Here is a 15421-nt window from a genome sequence, read left to right as displayed (position 1 = left end):
GACGCATTGGCGGGGCGGCGTGGCACGACGACTTTCGACCGTTAGTTGTGTCATTGCCGCGGCATGCCTCGGGCTCGCAGCCAGCGGTGTGACGTCCTGGCTCCGCGCAGCGGGCTTGCAGGATGCGGCGCAGACGCGACAGGACGTCTGTGCCCGGCCCGAGATCGGAAGCGTGATCGCAGAACCGGTGGAATTGCGCAGCCGCGACGGCGTGCTGGAAACCGACCTCACCATCCACGACGAGCGGCGGCCCGATGGAACGGCCCGCTACTGCTACCTGACAACGGATGGCAAGCCGTCACCGACGCTGCGACTGAAGCCGGGCGACCAGCTCGTCATCCATTTCAAGAACGACCTGGTCGACCTCGACACGACGCCGGCGATCGACCGCGCGCTCGCCGGCGCACCGATCTGCACGACGCGAAAGCAGGTCGACGCCTGCACGAGCGGCGCGATGACGCCGATCTCCACCAATCTGCACTTCCACGGACTGACCGTGCCGCCGGTCTGTCACCAGGACGACGTGCTGAAGACCTCGATCCAGCCCGACGACGCGCCGTTCGACTACCGCCTGCGGATTCCGGACGACGCGCCGCCGGGCCTCTATTGGTATCACCCGCATCTGCACGGCTTCAGCAAGACGCAGGTGCTCGGCGGAGCCTCCGGCGCCATCATCATCGAAGGCATCGAGCGCGCCGATCCACAGCTCGCCGGCCTGCCCGAGCGCGTGGTCGTGATCCGCGACCAGGATCTCGTCAACCCGGACGCGCCGCCGTCGAAATTCGAGCCGGTCATGACCAAGAGCCAGCTCGACAGTGACGGCGACGTCGCCAATTCCGGCACCGGCTTCGGCAAGCCGTCGAAGGATCTGTCGGTCAATTTCGTGCCGGTGCCCTATCCGGACTATCCGCCGGCTCAGCTCAAGATGAAGCCGGGCGAGCGGCAGCTCTGGCGCGTGCTGAACGCATCCGCGATCACCTATCTCAACCTCGCCCTGCTGGTCGGCCGCGCGCCGCAGCGGATCGGCATCGTCGGCCTCGACGGCGTGCCGCTGCAATTCCAGGGCAGCCCGTCGCCGCCGGTGCAATGGGTCAACCATATCGGCCTGCCGCCGGGATCGCGCGCGGAGTTCATCGTCGAAGGTCCGCCAGCCGGTGCCTCGGCCTTGCTGGTGACCCGCGCGGTCGACACTGGTCCCGCCGGCGAAAACGATCCCAACCGCGCGCTGCTGACCATCACATCCGCCGTCGATGCGGCCGAACCGCAGGCCGCCCTCCCCGTGCACGCCGAACCACTGCCACGACCGGAACGGCCATGGGTCGGCGACGTCGCGCCGGTACGCGTCCGCAAGCTGTTCTTCTCCGAACAGCCGGAAAATCCCAACGACCCGAACAGCCCGACCAGGTTTTTCATGACCATGGACGGCGAGACCCCGAAGCCGTTCGATCCAAACTCCGACGTGCCAGACATCATCGCGCGACAGGGCGACGTCGAGGACTGGATCATCGAGAACCGCTCGACGGAGCTGCATGATTTCCACATCCACCAGCTTCACTTCCAGCTGCGCGACTGGTCCGGCATCGCGGTCAACGAACCGTTCCTGCGCGATACCGTCAACGTGCCCTATTACAACAGCCGCATGCTGAAATATCCGAGCGTGCGCCTGCGCATGGATTTTCGCGATCCCAACATCGTCGGCACCTTCGTCTACCACTGCCACGTCCTCGAGCACGAGGACGGCGGCATGATGGGAACGATCCGGGTGGTGCCGCGCGACACCGCAAGTTCGACCAAGCCTATCAACCAGCAAAAAGGAGAGCTTTGATGCGCGACAAGCGGAAGTCACGTTGGCTGCAGGGTTGTCGTCTGACCCTCAGCGCACTGGCGCTGGGCCAGTTCACCGCGAGCCCCGTCCTCGCACAGGAATGGGAACACCACCACGGTGGGCACGAGACCCGGACGCCGATCAAGCACGTCATCGTCATCATCGGCGAGAACCGCAGCTTCGACCACGTGTTCGCGACCTACGTGCCCGAACGCTCCGGCGAGAGCGTGATGAACCTGCTGTCGCAGGGCATCGTCAAGCTCGATCCCAGCAAGAACGCGATTCCCGGGCCCAATTTCGAGAAGGCACATCAGCAGGCGGCCATGGATAACGGCCCGAACGACGCGTTCTTGCTCAGCCCGCCGAAGCAGAACTTCCCGAAGGACCAGCTGCCGTCTCCGCTGGTCGGCGGTCCCAAGGTGTCCTACATTCCCAACAAATGCGGCAGCTCGCCGATCACCACCTGCGAGGCATCGCTCGTGCTCGCGCAGCAGTCGGAATCCGGCCTGCCCTCCGAGTACTACCAATATCTCCTGACCGGCGGCACCGGCCAGACCTCGCATACGCCCGACCAACGCATCAACGATGTCAACACGCTGCCGGCCGGTCCTTTCCAGATCACCAACGGCGGGACGATGCCCTACGACGCCTATTCGGCGAGCCCGGTGCATCGGTTCTACCAGATGTGGCAGCAGATGAACTGCAACCACTCCGCGGCCAGCCGCGACAACCCGTCCGGCTGCGGCCACAATCTGTTCGCGTGGGTCGAGGTGACCGTCGGCGCCGGTGCCGACGGCGCGACGCAGCCTTCCAACTTCTCGACGGAATACTCGCCGACGGCAACGACCACGGGCGAAGGTTCGACGGCGCTCGGCTTCTACAACGTGCAGAAGGGCGACGTGCCGTATTTCAGCTCGCTCGCGCAGAAATATGCGATGAGCGACAACTTCCACCAGTCCGTCAACGGCGGCACCGGGGCCAACCACATCATGTTCGGCCATGCCGACATGATCTACTTCAGCGACACCTACGGTCACGCTGCCGTGCCGCCGAACGGCACGCAGGTTTTCGGTGGCACGCCCGATGCCGGTATCGTGCATGAGATCGAGAACCCGAATCCGGCGCCCGGCACCAACAACTGGTACACCGAGGACGGCTACGGCTCGGGCGGCAATGGCGGCTATCCTCCGCCCTACTCCACGAGCCCGGTGTCCGGTGGCGGCTCCTACAGCGACTGCTCGGATGCGACCCAGCCCGGCGTCAAGCCGATCCTGGACTATCTGAAGAACATCCGGATCAACCCGAATTGCGAGCCGGGCCACTATTACCTGTTGAACAATTACAACCCGGGTTACTTCGGCAACGGCAAGAACGCCTACACCGACACCAACCCGTCCAACACGCCGTTCACAATCCCGCCGTCGACCCGCAAGAGCATCGGCGACAGCCTGAACGAGCGTGACATCTCCTGGAAGTACTACGGCGACCAGTGGAACAACTACGTCAACGACCCCTATCAGCTCAACTGGGGCGTCGCCGGCCCGACCGCGGACGAGTACTGCAACATCTGCAATCCGTTCCAGTACGACACCTCGATCATGTCGCACCCGGAGCAGGTCGCAGCCCATATCAAGGACTCGGTTGATCTGTACTCCGACCTCTCCAAGCACACGCTGCCGGCGGTCTCGATCGTCAAGCCGAGCGGGTTCACCGACGGTCACCCGTCGTCGTCCAAGCTCAATCTGTTCGAAGGCTTCGCCAAGAAGATCGTCGACCAAGTCCAGGCCTCCGACTACGCCAAGGACACCGCAATCTTCATCACCTTCGATGAAGGCGGCGGCTACTACGACTCCGGCTATGTGCAACCGCTCGACTATTTCGGCGACGGCACGCGGATTCCGCTGATCGTGGTCGCGCCGTTCCTGCGCAAGGGTCACATCTCGCATGAGTATGCCGATCACGTCTCGATCATCAAATTCATCGAGCGCAACTGGCGCCTTGAGCCGATCACCCATCGCAGCCGCGACAACTACCCGAACCCGGTTGCAGCGCCGAACAATCCCTATGTTCCGGTCAACAGCCCGGCGCTCAGCGATCTGTTCGACTTCTTCGACTTCGATGGCGGCCATCACCATGGTGGCGGCTGGGATCAGGACGGCGGCGGCTGGGAACATTGACCTCCACGCCTGACGACACATTGCCGCCGGTCCGAAAGGGCCGGCGGTTTCTTTTGCGTCTGGCATGCCCTTGATCTTGCCCGCGCGGACCGGGACACTTGGCCGGCAATGCCGACCTCTGTCCGTGGAACCTGCATCAATGACACCCGTCACCTTCCGTCAGGCCATCCCGGCCGATCTTCCAGCGATCATCGCGCTCCTCGCCGACGATATCCTGGGTCAACAGCGGGAGGACCCGGGCTCTCCACCGAACCCCCGATATGTAGATGCATTCGAGGCCATCCTCGCCGATCCGAACCAGTTGCAGGCCGTTGCGGTCCTGGGCAATGAAGTGATCGGCGCGCTGCAACTGACCTTCATCCCCGGACTGGCACGCATCGGCGCCTGGCGCGGACAGATCGAGGCGGTCCGCATTGCCGAGGCGCACCGGAGCTCGGGCGTCGGGCAGCAGATGTTCGAATGGGCGATCGCGCAATGCAAAGCGAGAGGTTGCGATCTCGTGCAGCTCACGACGGACAAAGAGCGTCCCGACGCGCACCGCTTCTATGAACGGTTGGGCTTTGTCGGCAGCCATATCGGCTACAAGCTGACGCTCTGACGTGACCGCTGCCCGGCTCGCGGCCGTTCCGTAGCCCGCACGAGCGAACTCTCAAAGCCTGAACAGCTTCTCCGCATTGCCGTGCGCGATCAGCGCACGGTCGGCTACGGTCACCGGAATCTGCTCCAGGAACGCGCGTGCCTTGACCATCGAGGCATAGGGATAATCGGCCGAGAACATGATGCGGCCGACCCCGATCTCGAGCAGCAGGTCGAGGAACGTCGCCGGGAAATTGAAGCCCGCGAACGTGTAGTGCAGATTGTCGCGCAGGTAGGCGCTGACCGGACGCCTCAGCTTGGTCAATTCGACCGGCATGACGTCGACCCGCTGCATGAAGAACGGCAGGCCCTCGCCCATATGGCCGATCACGATCTGCAATTTCGGGAAACGATCGAACACGCCGCCCAGCACCATGCGCAGCACGTGGACCGCGGTTTCGATGTGCCAGCCGAACCCCGGGCCGGCCAGCATCTCGGTGACAAGAGGCGAAAAGCCGCCGAACGACGCCTTGATCACCGCCCTGGGCGGCTTGGTCGGATGCAGATAGATCGGCGCGCTCAGCGCTTCGGCGGCCTCCAGCACCGGCCAGAAGAACTTGTCGTCGAGGTAGCGGCCGCGCTGATGACCGTTGATGACCGCACCGGCGAAATGCTGACCGCCGACGCGGCGATCGAGTTCCTTGGCCGCGAGGTCCGGTTGCGCGATCGCCAGCGCCGCGAAACCGGAGAGCCGCGTCGGATGCCGCGCGATCGCCTCGGCCAGCACGTCATTGGTGTCGCGCGCCAGCGCCACCGCGTCGACAGGCTCCAGTTGCTCGACGCCCGGCGCGGTCAGCGAGATCACCTGCATGTCGATGCCCGCGGCATCCATCTGGGCGATCCGGCCTGCGTCGAGGTCGCACAGGTCGCGCATCAATTGCTCGGCGCGGCCGCCGACCTGACGCGCCTGGTCCCTGAGTTCGCGGCCCGGGCCATCGAGAAAGCCCGGCGTGGCGAAATGCTCTTCGAGCGTGATGGTGCGCATGGCCTCGATGCTCCGCTGCGTTAGCGTGGATCGCCTCTATGTTTCGAAGCCAATGTTGGCGATTTTCCGGGCGGTCAGCCCACGCCTCAATCACGGTTGGCGCAGGATCGCGAATAGGCCGCGCGGTCGGCCTGGTTCAGGCCGGCGGCTGCGGCGGCGTCGAGGCATCGGCTGACCCGATCGCCGAACGAGCTGCGCGGCGGAGCACGAAGGCTCGGCTGCGGCGGTGCATCCATCTTGGGAATCGGCGGCACCTCGATCCGGGGCGGCGGCGGAGGCTGGGGTACCGGTGGACTATTGATCGAGCCACCCGGCGCAATGATTTGCGCGAAGGCGCTCGTCACGCTCATGTTCCACAGCAAGGCGCAGGCAAGGATCGAGGATCGTGTCATACGCCATATTTCGTGACGCCGCGGCCGCGTTCAAGTGACCGCGGCACGCCGCAACGCTGGCCTGGGATACGCGGAATCCTCCGACCTCAAGGCTTCTGATAGATCACATGACCGGCGCGGATGGTGGTGCTCACTTTCGCGAGATTGCCGACGTCGCTGAGCGGATCGCCGTCGAGCACCACGAGATCGGCGTCGAAGCCCTGCTCCACCCGACCCTTCTTCGCGGCCTTGAAGAACCGCGCCGGATTGGTCGTCAGCGAGGCCAGCACCTGGCGCTCCGACAGCGCGCGGTGCATCAGCTGAACCTCCTGGGTGGTGTCGTACAGCTTGGTGAAGCCGACATCGGTGCCGAACAGCACGGTGCCGCCATTGTCCGAGAATTGCTTGAGCTGGTTGACGGTCGCCGCCACCATCCGGTTGGTGACGTTCGGATCGAGCACCACGGTCGTGAACAACGAAAGCGTCGGGACCAGCGCAGTCCCCTGCGCCTTGAACCGCGCCAACTGGTCGTCGGTGTAGCCGCGCTCGCCCGGTGTGGTGTGCGCGAGCACATCGACACCGGACATGATCACGGTCTCGACGCCGGTCTTGTTCTGCGGATGCGCGAACACCCGCCGGCCCTGCGCATGCGCGACATCGACGGCCGCCTTGGCGATGGCCGGGTCCATGTTGATGACAGGCTTGTCGCCCATGAACACGCCGGTGAACAGCTTGACGCCGTCCTCGCCCATCGCAAGCCAGTCATGCGCCCATTTCGCCGCCTCCTCGGGCGTCGCGGCCTCGGGTAGCTGCATCTCGGGCGGCAGGTACACCGGATGCCCACCCTTGGGAAAGACGCTGCCGGCCAGCAGAATGTTGGGACCGGCGACATCGCCTGCCGCGATGCGCTTGCGCAACGGCAAGATATCTCTCGGATCGGACCCGAGATCCCAGACCGTGGTGAAGCCCCAGCGCGTCAGCATGTCCTGCATGTGCTGCGTCAACGGCGCGGCCGGCGCTTCGCCGGCGTTGTGCCAGACACGCTCCGTGAAATGCACGTGGCTGTTCCAGAACCCGGCCACCACGGTCTTGCCGCTGCAATCGATGACGCGCGCATCCGAGGGCACCGCGACATCGCCGGACTTGCCCACCGCGCTGATGACGCCGTCTGTCATCACGATCACCGCATCCGGAAGCGCCGGCGCATCGGCCGTCGCGTACAGCGTGCCGCCGCGGAGCACCACGGTTTCGGCACGTGCGGCCATTGAGGCAACAGCCGAGCCGATGAGGACGAGCATCACGCGCAGCGAGAGTCCGGTCATGGACAACCTCTTTGATGAAAGCATGCCGGCAATGCCCGGCGTGCGGCAACATAGCCGTCACGCCCCGGGCCGCTTTGATCATTCTTGCTGTCTGCGGTCGTTATTCAGGCGGCGCCCCGGAGTCACTCCTCGGGCGCGTTCTCGATCGGATCGAACCGGTCAGCCTCGAGCCCGAGCAGGTTCCAGGATTGCAGCATGTGCGGCGGCAGCGGCGCGCTGACATCGATCACGCCGCCGCGCGGGTGCGGGATTACGATCCGGCGGGCGAGCAGATGCAGCCGGTTTTGCAGGCCGCCCGGCAACTGCCAGTTCTCCTTGTTGAAGTATTTGGGGTCGCCGACGATGGCGTGATCGATATGCGCCATGTGGGCGCGCAATTGATGGGTGCGGCCGGTGACCGGCTTGAGCGACACCCAGGCGAGCTTGGTCGCCGAGGCCTCGACCACGGCGTAGTAGGTGACGGCGTGGCTGGCCCCCTCGTCGCCATGCGCCGCGATCCGCATGATGCTGTCCTCCTCGCTCTCCTCCTTGGCGAGATAGGTCGAGATCCGGCCCTGCTTCGGCTTCGGCACGCCGGCGACCAGCGCCCAGTAGATCTTGCGCGCGGAGCGATGGCGGAACGCACCGGTGAGGAACGATGCCGCGAAACGCGTCTTGGCGATCAGCAGGCAGCCGGAGGTCTCGCGGTCGATGCGATGCACCAGCCGCGGCTTCTGCCCCTTGGCGTCGCGCATCACCTCCAGCATCTGGTCGACATGCCGCGTCATGCCGGAACCGCCCTGTACGGCGAGACCGACCGGCTTGTTGAGCACCAGCACGTCGTCGTCCTCGTACAGCGTTATGTCCTTCAGCGCCTGCAGCGTCTTTGCCTCGGCTTCGGACAGCGCGGTCGCCGCCTTCGGCGTATCGAGCCGCAGCGGCGGAATCCGCACGCTCTGTCCCTCCTCCAGCCGATCCTTGGAATCGGCGCGCTTGCCATTGACCCGGAGTTCGCCCTTCCGGACGATGCGCTGGATATGGGAAAATGACAGGCCGGGAAACCGCGCCTCGAGGAAGCGGTCGACGCGCATGTTGTCCTCGTCAGCGGTGACGACGACGGTCTGCACCTTGGTCGGCAACGGCAGCTCGGCCGCAGGCTTTGCCGCGGCGGGCTCCGGCCGCGGCTCGCGGTCGCGGCGCGGCTCGGCGAAACGCGGTGGCTTGGCGGCGGCGCGCTGTGAGAATGGGCGGTCACCGGACTTCCGTTCCCCGGGCTTGCGATCAGCAGTCCTGTGATCGTCCGCCTTGCGGCTGCGTTGCGCCGATCCGGCCTTGCTGCGATCGCTGTCACGTCCCTTGTCACGCCCCTTGGCGCGATCGCCCGGCGATGTGGTTCTCTTGATGCGGCGGCTCATGGTGATTTTTGGCTCCAGACCTGCGTTGTGCCTAGCGCAAATGCCGCGAATCGTCACGGCGAAATCGGCCCGAATCCGCTGCAATATCGGCCGGTTCGACCGAATACGGCGGGCCGAGCGCACAGTCCGCCTATTCCGAAGACCGCTCCTTGCGCAGCCGCTGCCAATAATCCAGCCGCTTGCGGATCTCACGCTCGAAGCCGCGGTCGGGTGGATCGTAGAAGGTCTGGCGGCCGAGCGCTTCCGGGAAGTAGTCCTGGCCGGAGAACGCGTCGGGCATGTCGTGATCATACTGATAGCCGGTGCCGTAGCCCTCCGACTTCATCAGCTTGGTCGGCGAATTCAAGATGTGCTTCGGCGGCAGCAGCGAGCCGCCCTGCTTCGCGGTCTGCATCGCGGCGCCGAACGCGGTGTAGACCGCGTTCGATTTCGGTGCGGTGGCGAGATAGACCACGGCCTGCGCGATCGCGAGCTCGCCCTCCGGCGAGCCGAGGAAGTCGTAGGCATCCTTGGCGGCGTTGCAGACCGCGAGCGCCTGCGGATCGGCGAGGCCAATGTCCTCGACCGCCATCCGTACCACGCGCCGTGCCAGGAACAGCGGGTCCTCGCCGGCATCGAACATGCGCGCGAGATAATACAGCGCCGCATCCGGATCGGAGCCGCGCACCGACTTGTGCAGCGCCGAGATCAGATTGTAGTGGCCGTCGGCCGACTTGTCGTAGATCGGCGCACGGCGCTGCAGGATGGCCTGCAACTGCTCGGCGTTGAACACCTCGCCCTTGCGGGCAGCGCGCCAGACCTCCTCGGCCAAGGTCAGCGAGGCGCGGCCGTCGCCATCGGCCATCCGTACCAGCACCGCGCGCGCCTCGGCATCGAGCGGCAGCTTCCTGCCCTCGACCTTCTCGGCATTGGCGAATAGCCGTTCGATCGCCGCCGTATCGAGCGAGTGAAACACCAGCACGCGGGCGCGCGACAGAAGCGCCGCGTTGAGCTCGAAGGACGGATTTTCGGTGGTGGCGCCGACCATCACCACGGTGCCGTCCTCCATCACGGGCAGGAAGGAATCCTGCTGCGCGCGGTTGAACCTGTGCACCTCGTCGACGAACAGCAGCGTGCCCTTGCCCATCTCACGGCGGGCGCGGGCGGCATCGAACGCCTTCTTCAGGTCGGCGACGCCGGAGAACACCGCCGAGATCTGTTCGAAATGCAGCTCGGTGGCGTCGGCCAACAGCCGCGCCACGGTGGTCTTGCCGGTGCCGGGCGGGCCCCAGAACACCAGCGAACCCAGCGTGCGCGTCTCCAGCATGCGGGTCAGCGCGCCGTCGGGGCCGAGGATGTGGTCCTGGCCGACGACGTCGGCCAGCGTGCGCGGGCGCAGCCGGTCCGGCAGCGGGTGTGGCGCGTCCTGCTCCATCCCCGCCGCTGCGAACAGGCTGCTGGCCTCGCGCGGTTGCTTTGCGCTCATTCCTTGGGGCTCATCCGCCGAGCGTCACGTTGATCTGCTGGCCGCCGCGCACCAGCGTGATGCGCCAGACCCGCGAGCCTGCCTTCGATGCCTTATCGAGGTCGCTGGTGCGCGCGATCTTCTCGTTGTTGACCGCGAGGATGATGTCGCCCTTCTGGAAGCCGACATTGGCAGCGGTGCCGTCATCGGCGAGGTCGGTGACGACGACGCCCTCGGCGCCGGCGTCGAGATGCAGCTCGTCGGCCAGCGCCGGCGAGATGTTGGCGACCCTTGCGCCCTGGAACGGCGAGCGCGCGGTCAGCACGATCTCATCGCGATTGGTATCGGGCGCAGTCTCCAGCGGCACGGTGAGCTTGACCGGCTTGCCGGCGCGCTGCACCTCGATCTCGGCGGTGCCGCCGAGCGGGCGGGTCGCGAAGCGATAGTCGAACGCATTGGGATCGTCGATCGGCGTGCCGTCGATCGAGACGATCAGGTCGGAGAGCTTGAGCCCGGCCTTCGCCGCAGGGCTGTTCGGCGCGACATTGGCGACCAGTGCGCCGGTCGGCAGCTTCAGCCCCAGCGTCTCCGCGATCTCCGGCGTGACCGCCTGTAGGCGCGCGCCGAGCCAGGGCCGCTTCACCGCCTTGCCGCCGCTCTTGGCGGAGGCCACCACGACGCGCACCATGTTGGCCGGGATCGCGAAGCCGATGCCCTGCGAGCCGCCGGACCGCGAGAAGATCGCGGTGTTGATGCCGGCAAGCCGACCGGTCATGTCGACCAGCGCGCCGCCCGAATTGCCGGGATTGATCGCGGCGTCGGTCTGAATGAAGAATTGATAATCCGTGATCCCGACTTGAGTGCGGGCCAGCGCCGAGATGATGCCGTGCGTCACGGTCTGGCCGACGCCGAACGGGTTGCCGATCGCCAGCACCACGTCGCCGACCAGGAGCTGGTCGGAATTGGCGAAGTCGAGCGTCGCGAATTTCTCCTTGTTGGTCCCCTTCAGGCGCAGCACCGCGAGGTCGGTGCGGCTGTCCTTCAGCACGATTTCGGCCTCGTACTCCCGCTTGTCGGCGAGCGAGACCTTCACCTGGTCGGCACCTTCGATCACGTGATTGTTTGTGACCACGAGGCCGGAGGCATCGACCATCACGCCGGAACCGAGCGAGCGCTGCATCTGCTCCGGCTGCTGCCCCGGCACGCCGAAGAAGCGGCGGAAAATCGGGTCGTCCAGGAACGGATTGCGGTTCTGCACCATCTTGGCGGCATAGACATTGACCACCGCTGGCTGCACCCGCTGCACGATCGGCGCATAGGACAATTGCAGCTCGGCCTGCGAGGACGGCACGCGGCGGTCCTGGGCCGCGGCCGGGGCAAGATTCCCCATGAAAACCAACGCTGACAGTGCGGATAGGGCAACAAAGCGGACAGGTCGGAGCATTCTCACCTCTCGTGGAAACGCCGGAATATAGGCGTGTTCGCCGGCCAATTGAAGGGCGCCCGGCCGGATAACCCGCCCCCTTCCGGACCGGTGCAAAACCGGCCGCCGCCGCGTTGAAGCGGCCCGCCGGGCTCCTATGATGCATATCATCTCACTGCGCCGCTCCGCTTGTTGCCAGCGGACAACAAGCGGCATGGCGATGCCTCTGTCGGGCTGCGCTGTCGTGCGTCAGTCACGATAGGCTCCTAACGACGTTCAGTGAGTGAGTGGGGACTTCAACACAACAGGGGTGCAAAATGAGTGCGACAAGAGTTGGTGCAATCGTCATCGGGCTGGCCGGGGCGCTCGCCGCCTCGCCGGCCCATTCGCAATCGGCCGGAGGCGGCAGCGACGCCGAGATCGCGCTGCTGAAGCAGCAGCTGAAGATGCTCGAGCAGAAGCTCGACAGATTGCAGAAGCAGACCAACGCCAACACTGCGACCGCGGCCAGCGCGAACGCCAATGCGAAGGCGGCGGACGCCAAGGCGGCGCGGGTTGCGAGCGCCAATGCCGCGATGCCGGTCAAGGGCCCGGTCGTACCGTCGGGCGTCGTGGTGTCGATGCCGAACAACCGGCCGACGATCTGCACCGCGGACGAACAGAACTGCGTTGCGATCACGAGCCGTGTGCATTGGGATGTCGGCGGCTACGACTATCGCCCGAACACCGCGGGCACCTCGCCGCAGAAGCTCGACAGCGGCGAGAACCTCCGTCGCGCACGCATCGGCATCGTCGGCAAGTTCTTCGGCGACTGGAACTACGCGCTGATCTACGACTTCGGCGGCTCGTCCGATGGCTTCGGCGGCGCAGCGCCGGGCTCGCTGCCCGGCGGCGGCACCTCCGGTGTCGAGAATGCCTATCTGAGCTACACCGGCTTCGAGCCGTTCGGCGGCAAGATGGCGATCGAAGGCGGCATCATGGACATTCCGTGGACGCTCGACGAAGCCACCAGTTCCAACGACATCCTGTTCATGGAGCGCGCCTCGGTCGGCATCATCGCGCAGAACATCGCCGCCGGTGACTTCCGTTCCGGCGCCGGCACCCGCTGGTGGAATGACCAGCTCTGGATCGGCGGCTATGTCACGGGACCGACCTCGGGCGCGATCCACTCTGCGTCGTCGGTCACGCCGGCCGGAAGCTCCGAGCAATATGGCGGCGTCATCCGCATCGCCGGCAATCCGATCAGCGGCAAGAACTACTCGGTGCATATCGGCGCCGACGCCGAATGGCTGGTGCAGCCGCCGCGCAACCTGGTCACGCAGGCGCAGACCCTGACGCTCAGCGACCGGCCCGAGCTGCGCATCGATCCGACGACGTTGATCTCGACCGGCGCCATCGCCAACGTCTCCGGCGCGCAGGTCTACGGCGCCGAGGCCGCCGCGACCTATGGTCCGTTCATCGCGCAGGGCGAATATTACTGGTTCAATGTCGACCGCACCGCGAACACGGGACTGCCGCCATTCGGCGCGCCGAGTCTGAAGTTCGACGGCGGCTACGCGCAGGTCGGCTACGTGCTGACCGGCGAGAACCACGCCTACAACCCGGCGACGGCCTCCTACGGCGGGATCAAGCCGCACGATCCGTTCTCGCTCGCCGCCGGCAGCATCGGCGCGTGGGAAATCGCCGGTCGCGTCAGCACGATGAACCTCAACGACCAGGTCGGCCAGGCGGTCGGCGTCGCAGGCGGACGGCAGACCGTCTACACCGCCGCGCTGAACTGGTACGTCAACAACAACGTCCGCTTCATGCTGAACTACCTGCATGGCGACGTCGCCAAGCAGGCCTCGGCGACCTCGAGCGCGGACGTCGGGTCGAAGTTCGACGCGGTCGCGCTGCGCACGCAGGTTGCGTTCTGAGGCAACCCGAGCAGCCATCAGGCACAACGGCCGGGAGCGACACCGCTCCCGGCCGTTACGTGCCACCGAAATATCGAAAAACAACCCCATGCAAAGCAGCCGGCGTTCGGCACGGCAACTTGACACGTCGGGCAAATCAGGGATAGATTTCCAATATTCCGAAATCGTGCAAGCGCCCCTCGCCGCAGACGCGGGCCCATCGATCTCTTCCCATCGGGGAGAGGTGAGCCGGCTCCGTGCCCGCCCCGATTCAATCCAAGCGCATCCTGAACTACGCCGCGCGCTTCGGCTTCTTGACCACGACCTCGGGCGCCGGCGCGCAGGACAGCCGCTCCTGATGGCCCTCGCCCCACGCCTTCAGGATATCGATCACCGGACGCAGGCTCTCACCGAGTTCGGACAGCGTATACTCGACGCGCGGCGGCACCTCGGCATAGACCTTGCGGATCACGAGGCCGTCGTCCTCGAGCGCGCGCAGTTGCTTGGTCAGCATGCGCTGGGTGATGCCCGGCATCCGCCGCCGCAGCTCGCCAAAGCGCTGGGTGCCGGCCTGTAGGTGATACAGGATCACGCCCTTCCATTTGCCGTCGATCAGATCCAGCGCTGCCTCGACCGCGCAGCCCGGCCGGCGCGCGAAATTCTTCCGCTTCATCGGGTATTTCCCAATAGTATACAAACGGGGACTAGTTCCCTGATTTTACAGTACTTGCCAAATTGACGCCAGCGCGACAGGTAACACGGCAGGCAATCGCCCATCACGGAGACCAGGCATGAAGGCCGTCGGATACCAAAAGTCGCTGCCGATCGAGGCGGCGGATTCGCTCGTCGATTTCGAGATCGCCAAGCCCGAGCCGAAAGGACGCGACATCCGCGTTGCGGTGAAAGCCATCTCGGCCAACCCCGTCGATTACAAGGTGCGCAAGCGCGCCGCACCGACCGATGGCGGCTACAAGATCCTCGGCTTCGATGCGGCCGGCGTGGTCGATGCGGTCGGGCCCGACGTCTCGCTGTTCAAGCCCGGCGACGAGGTGTTCTACGCCGGTTCGATCCAGCGCCAGGGCACCAATTCGGAATTTCATCTGGTCGACGAACGCATCGTCGGCAACAAGCCCGCCTCGCTGTCGTTCGCGCAGGCGGCCGCCCTGCCCCTGACCTCGATCACCGCCTGGGAACTGCTGTTCGACCGGCTCGGCGCGGTGCCGGGCAAGAGCCTCGATCCGCGCACGCTCCTGATCACCGGTGGTGCCGGCGGCGTCGGCTCGATCCTGATCCAGTTGGCACGCCGCCTCACCGGCCTGACCGTGGTTGCGACCGCGACACGGCCGGAGTCGCAGCAATGGTGTCGCGATCTCGGCGCCCATGCCGTGATCGACCACTCGCAGCCGATGAAGGAGCAGATCGAGAAACTGAAGCTGCCGCCGGTCGGCCTCGTCGCCAGCCTCACCTTCACCGACCAGCATTACAAGTCGATCGCCGACTTCATCGCGCCGCAGGGCAAGTTCGGCCTGATCGACGATCCGCCGGAGTTCAACGTCGCCGCGTTCAAGGGCAAGGCGGTGTCGGTGCACTGGGAATCGATGTTCACACGCTCGTCGTTCCAGACGTCAGACATGATCGCGCAGCATCACCTGCTCAACGACGTCGCCGATCTGATCGACAAGGGCGTGCTGCGCACCACGCTCGACCAGACCCTCGGCACCATCAATGCCGCCAACCTGAAGCGCGCCCACGCGCTGCTGGAAAGCGGCAAGTCGCGCGGCAAGATCGTGCTGGAAGGCTGGTAGGTCCCGATGCGTAGGGTGGGTTAGGCGAAGCCGTAACCCACCGCACCACGCGCCGAGAGCGGCGGGTTACGCTACGCTAACCCGCCCTACATGACTTCCCCACAGGCCGACACGCGGCTTTTGCCAAAGCTGCGATCGCCTGTA

The 15421-nt window shown here is 65.6% G+C and carries 12 protein-coding genes; 5 read left to right on the top strand and 7 right to left on the bottom strand.

Annotation, left to right across the window (positions count from 1 at the left end; all coding sequences use genetic code 11):
- Positions 1–19 precede the first annotated feature (19 nt).
- The 3 genes from CWS35_RS20805 to CWS35_RS20795 all read left to right on the top strand — a co-directional run bounded on the left by CWS35_RS20805 (position 20) and on the right by CWS35_RS20795 (position 4600).
- Positions 20–1825 (top strand): multicopper oxidase family protein, encoded by a 1806-nt coding sequence (locus CWS35_RS20805; RefSeq protein ID WP_100956549.1) that lies wholly within the window; start codon positions 20–22, stop codon positions 1823–1825.
- Positions 1825–4002, top strand: coding sequence for an alkaline phosphatase family protein (locus CWS35_RS20800; RefSeq protein WP_100953464.1), 2178 nt, complete (start codon positions 1825–1827; stop codon positions 4000–4002). Before CWS35_RS20805 ends, CWS35_RS20800 begins: the two co-directional genes overlap by 1 nt.
- A gap of 139 nt (positions 4003–4141) precedes the next feature.
- Entirely contained in the window at positions 4142–4600 is a 459-nt protein-coding gene (locus CWS35_RS20795) for a GNAT family N-acetyltransferase (RefSeq protein ID WP_100953462.1), read from the top strand.
- A 51-nt stretch (positions 4601–4651) separates the two neighbouring features.
- Here the strand turns inward: CWS35_RS20795 and CWS35_RS20790 are convergent, their stop codons facing one another.
- The 6 genes from CWS35_RS20790 to CWS35_RS20765 all read right to left on the bottom strand — a co-directional run bounded on the left by CWS35_RS20790 (position 4652) and on the right by CWS35_RS20765 (position 11544).
- Positions 4652–5623, bottom strand: a complete 972-nt coding sequence (locus CWS35_RS20790) for an amidohydrolase family protein (protein ID WP_100953460.1) — start codon at positions 5621–5623, stop codon at positions 4652–4654.
- Positions 5624–5709: 86 nt separating this feature from the next.
- A complete protein-coding gene (locus tag CWS35_RS20785; protein ID WP_024578599.1) occupies positions 5710–6015 on the bottom strand; it encodes a hypothetical protein in 306 nt (101 codons plus the stop codon).
- Positions 6016–6101: 86 nt separating this feature from the next.
- The gene (locus CWS35_RS20780) at positions 6102–7316 is read right to left on the bottom strand and encodes an amidohydrolase family protein (protein WP_157817197.1); all 1215 of its coding nucleotides are present in this window, start codon (positions 7314–7316) and stop codon (positions 6102–6104) included.
- Between the two features lie 122 nt (positions 7317–7438).
- Entirely contained in the window at positions 7439–8710 is a 1272-nt protein-coding gene (locus CWS35_RS20775; RefSeq protein ID WP_100953456.1) for an RluA family pseudouridine synthase, read from the bottom strand.
- Positions 8711–8840: 130 nt separating this feature from the next.
- Positions 8841–10175: a replication-associated recombination protein A gene (locus CWS35_RS20770; RefSeq protein ID WP_100953454.1), complete on the bottom strand. Its 1335-nt coding sequence runs from the start codon at positions 10173–10175 to the stop codon at positions 8841–8843.
- A 10-nt stretch (positions 10176–10185) separates the two neighbouring features.
- A complete protein-coding gene (locus CWS35_RS20765) occupies positions 10186–11544 on the bottom strand; it encodes a DegQ family serine endoprotease (RefSeq protein WP_100555272.1) in 1359 nt (452 codons plus the stop codon).
- A 350-nt stretch (positions 11545–11894) separates the two neighbouring features.
- Between CWS35_RS20765 and CWS35_RS20760 the strand changes: the two genes are divergently transcribed.
- Positions 11895–13493 carry an OprO/OprP family phosphate-selective porin gene (locus tag CWS35_RS20760; RefSeq protein WP_100953452.1) on the top strand — a complete coding sequence of 533 codons (1599 nt, stop codon included), beginning with the start codon at positions 11895–11897 and terminating at the stop codon, positions 13491–13493.
- 271 nt (positions 13494–13764) lie between these two features.
- On the opposite strand, the gene CWS35_RS20755 is transcribed toward CWS35_RS20760, so the two are convergent.
- Positions 13765–14145: a helix-turn-helix domain-containing protein gene (locus CWS35_RS20755; protein WP_024578593.1), complete on the bottom strand. Its 381-nt coding sequence runs from the start codon at positions 14143–14145 to the stop codon at positions 13765–13767.
- A gap of 118 nt (positions 14146–14263) precedes the next feature.
- Here CWS35_RS20755 and CWS35_RS20750 point away from each other — a divergent pair, with 118 nt between their 5' ends.
- Positions 14264–15277 carry a zinc-binding alcohol dehydrogenase family protein gene (locus tag CWS35_RS20750; RefSeq protein WP_100953450.1) on the top strand — a complete coding sequence of 338 codons (1014 nt, stop codon included), beginning with the start codon at positions 14264–14266 and terminating at the stop codon, positions 15275–15277.
- Positions 15278–15421 lie beyond the last annotated feature (144 nt).

This window comes from Bradyrhizobium sp. SK17 (assembly GCF_002831585.1).
GTDB lineage: Bacteria > Pseudomonadota > Alphaproteobacteria > Rhizobiales > Xanthobacteraceae > Bradyrhizobium.
This window is presented reverse-complemented; position numbering and strand designations above follow the sequence as displayed.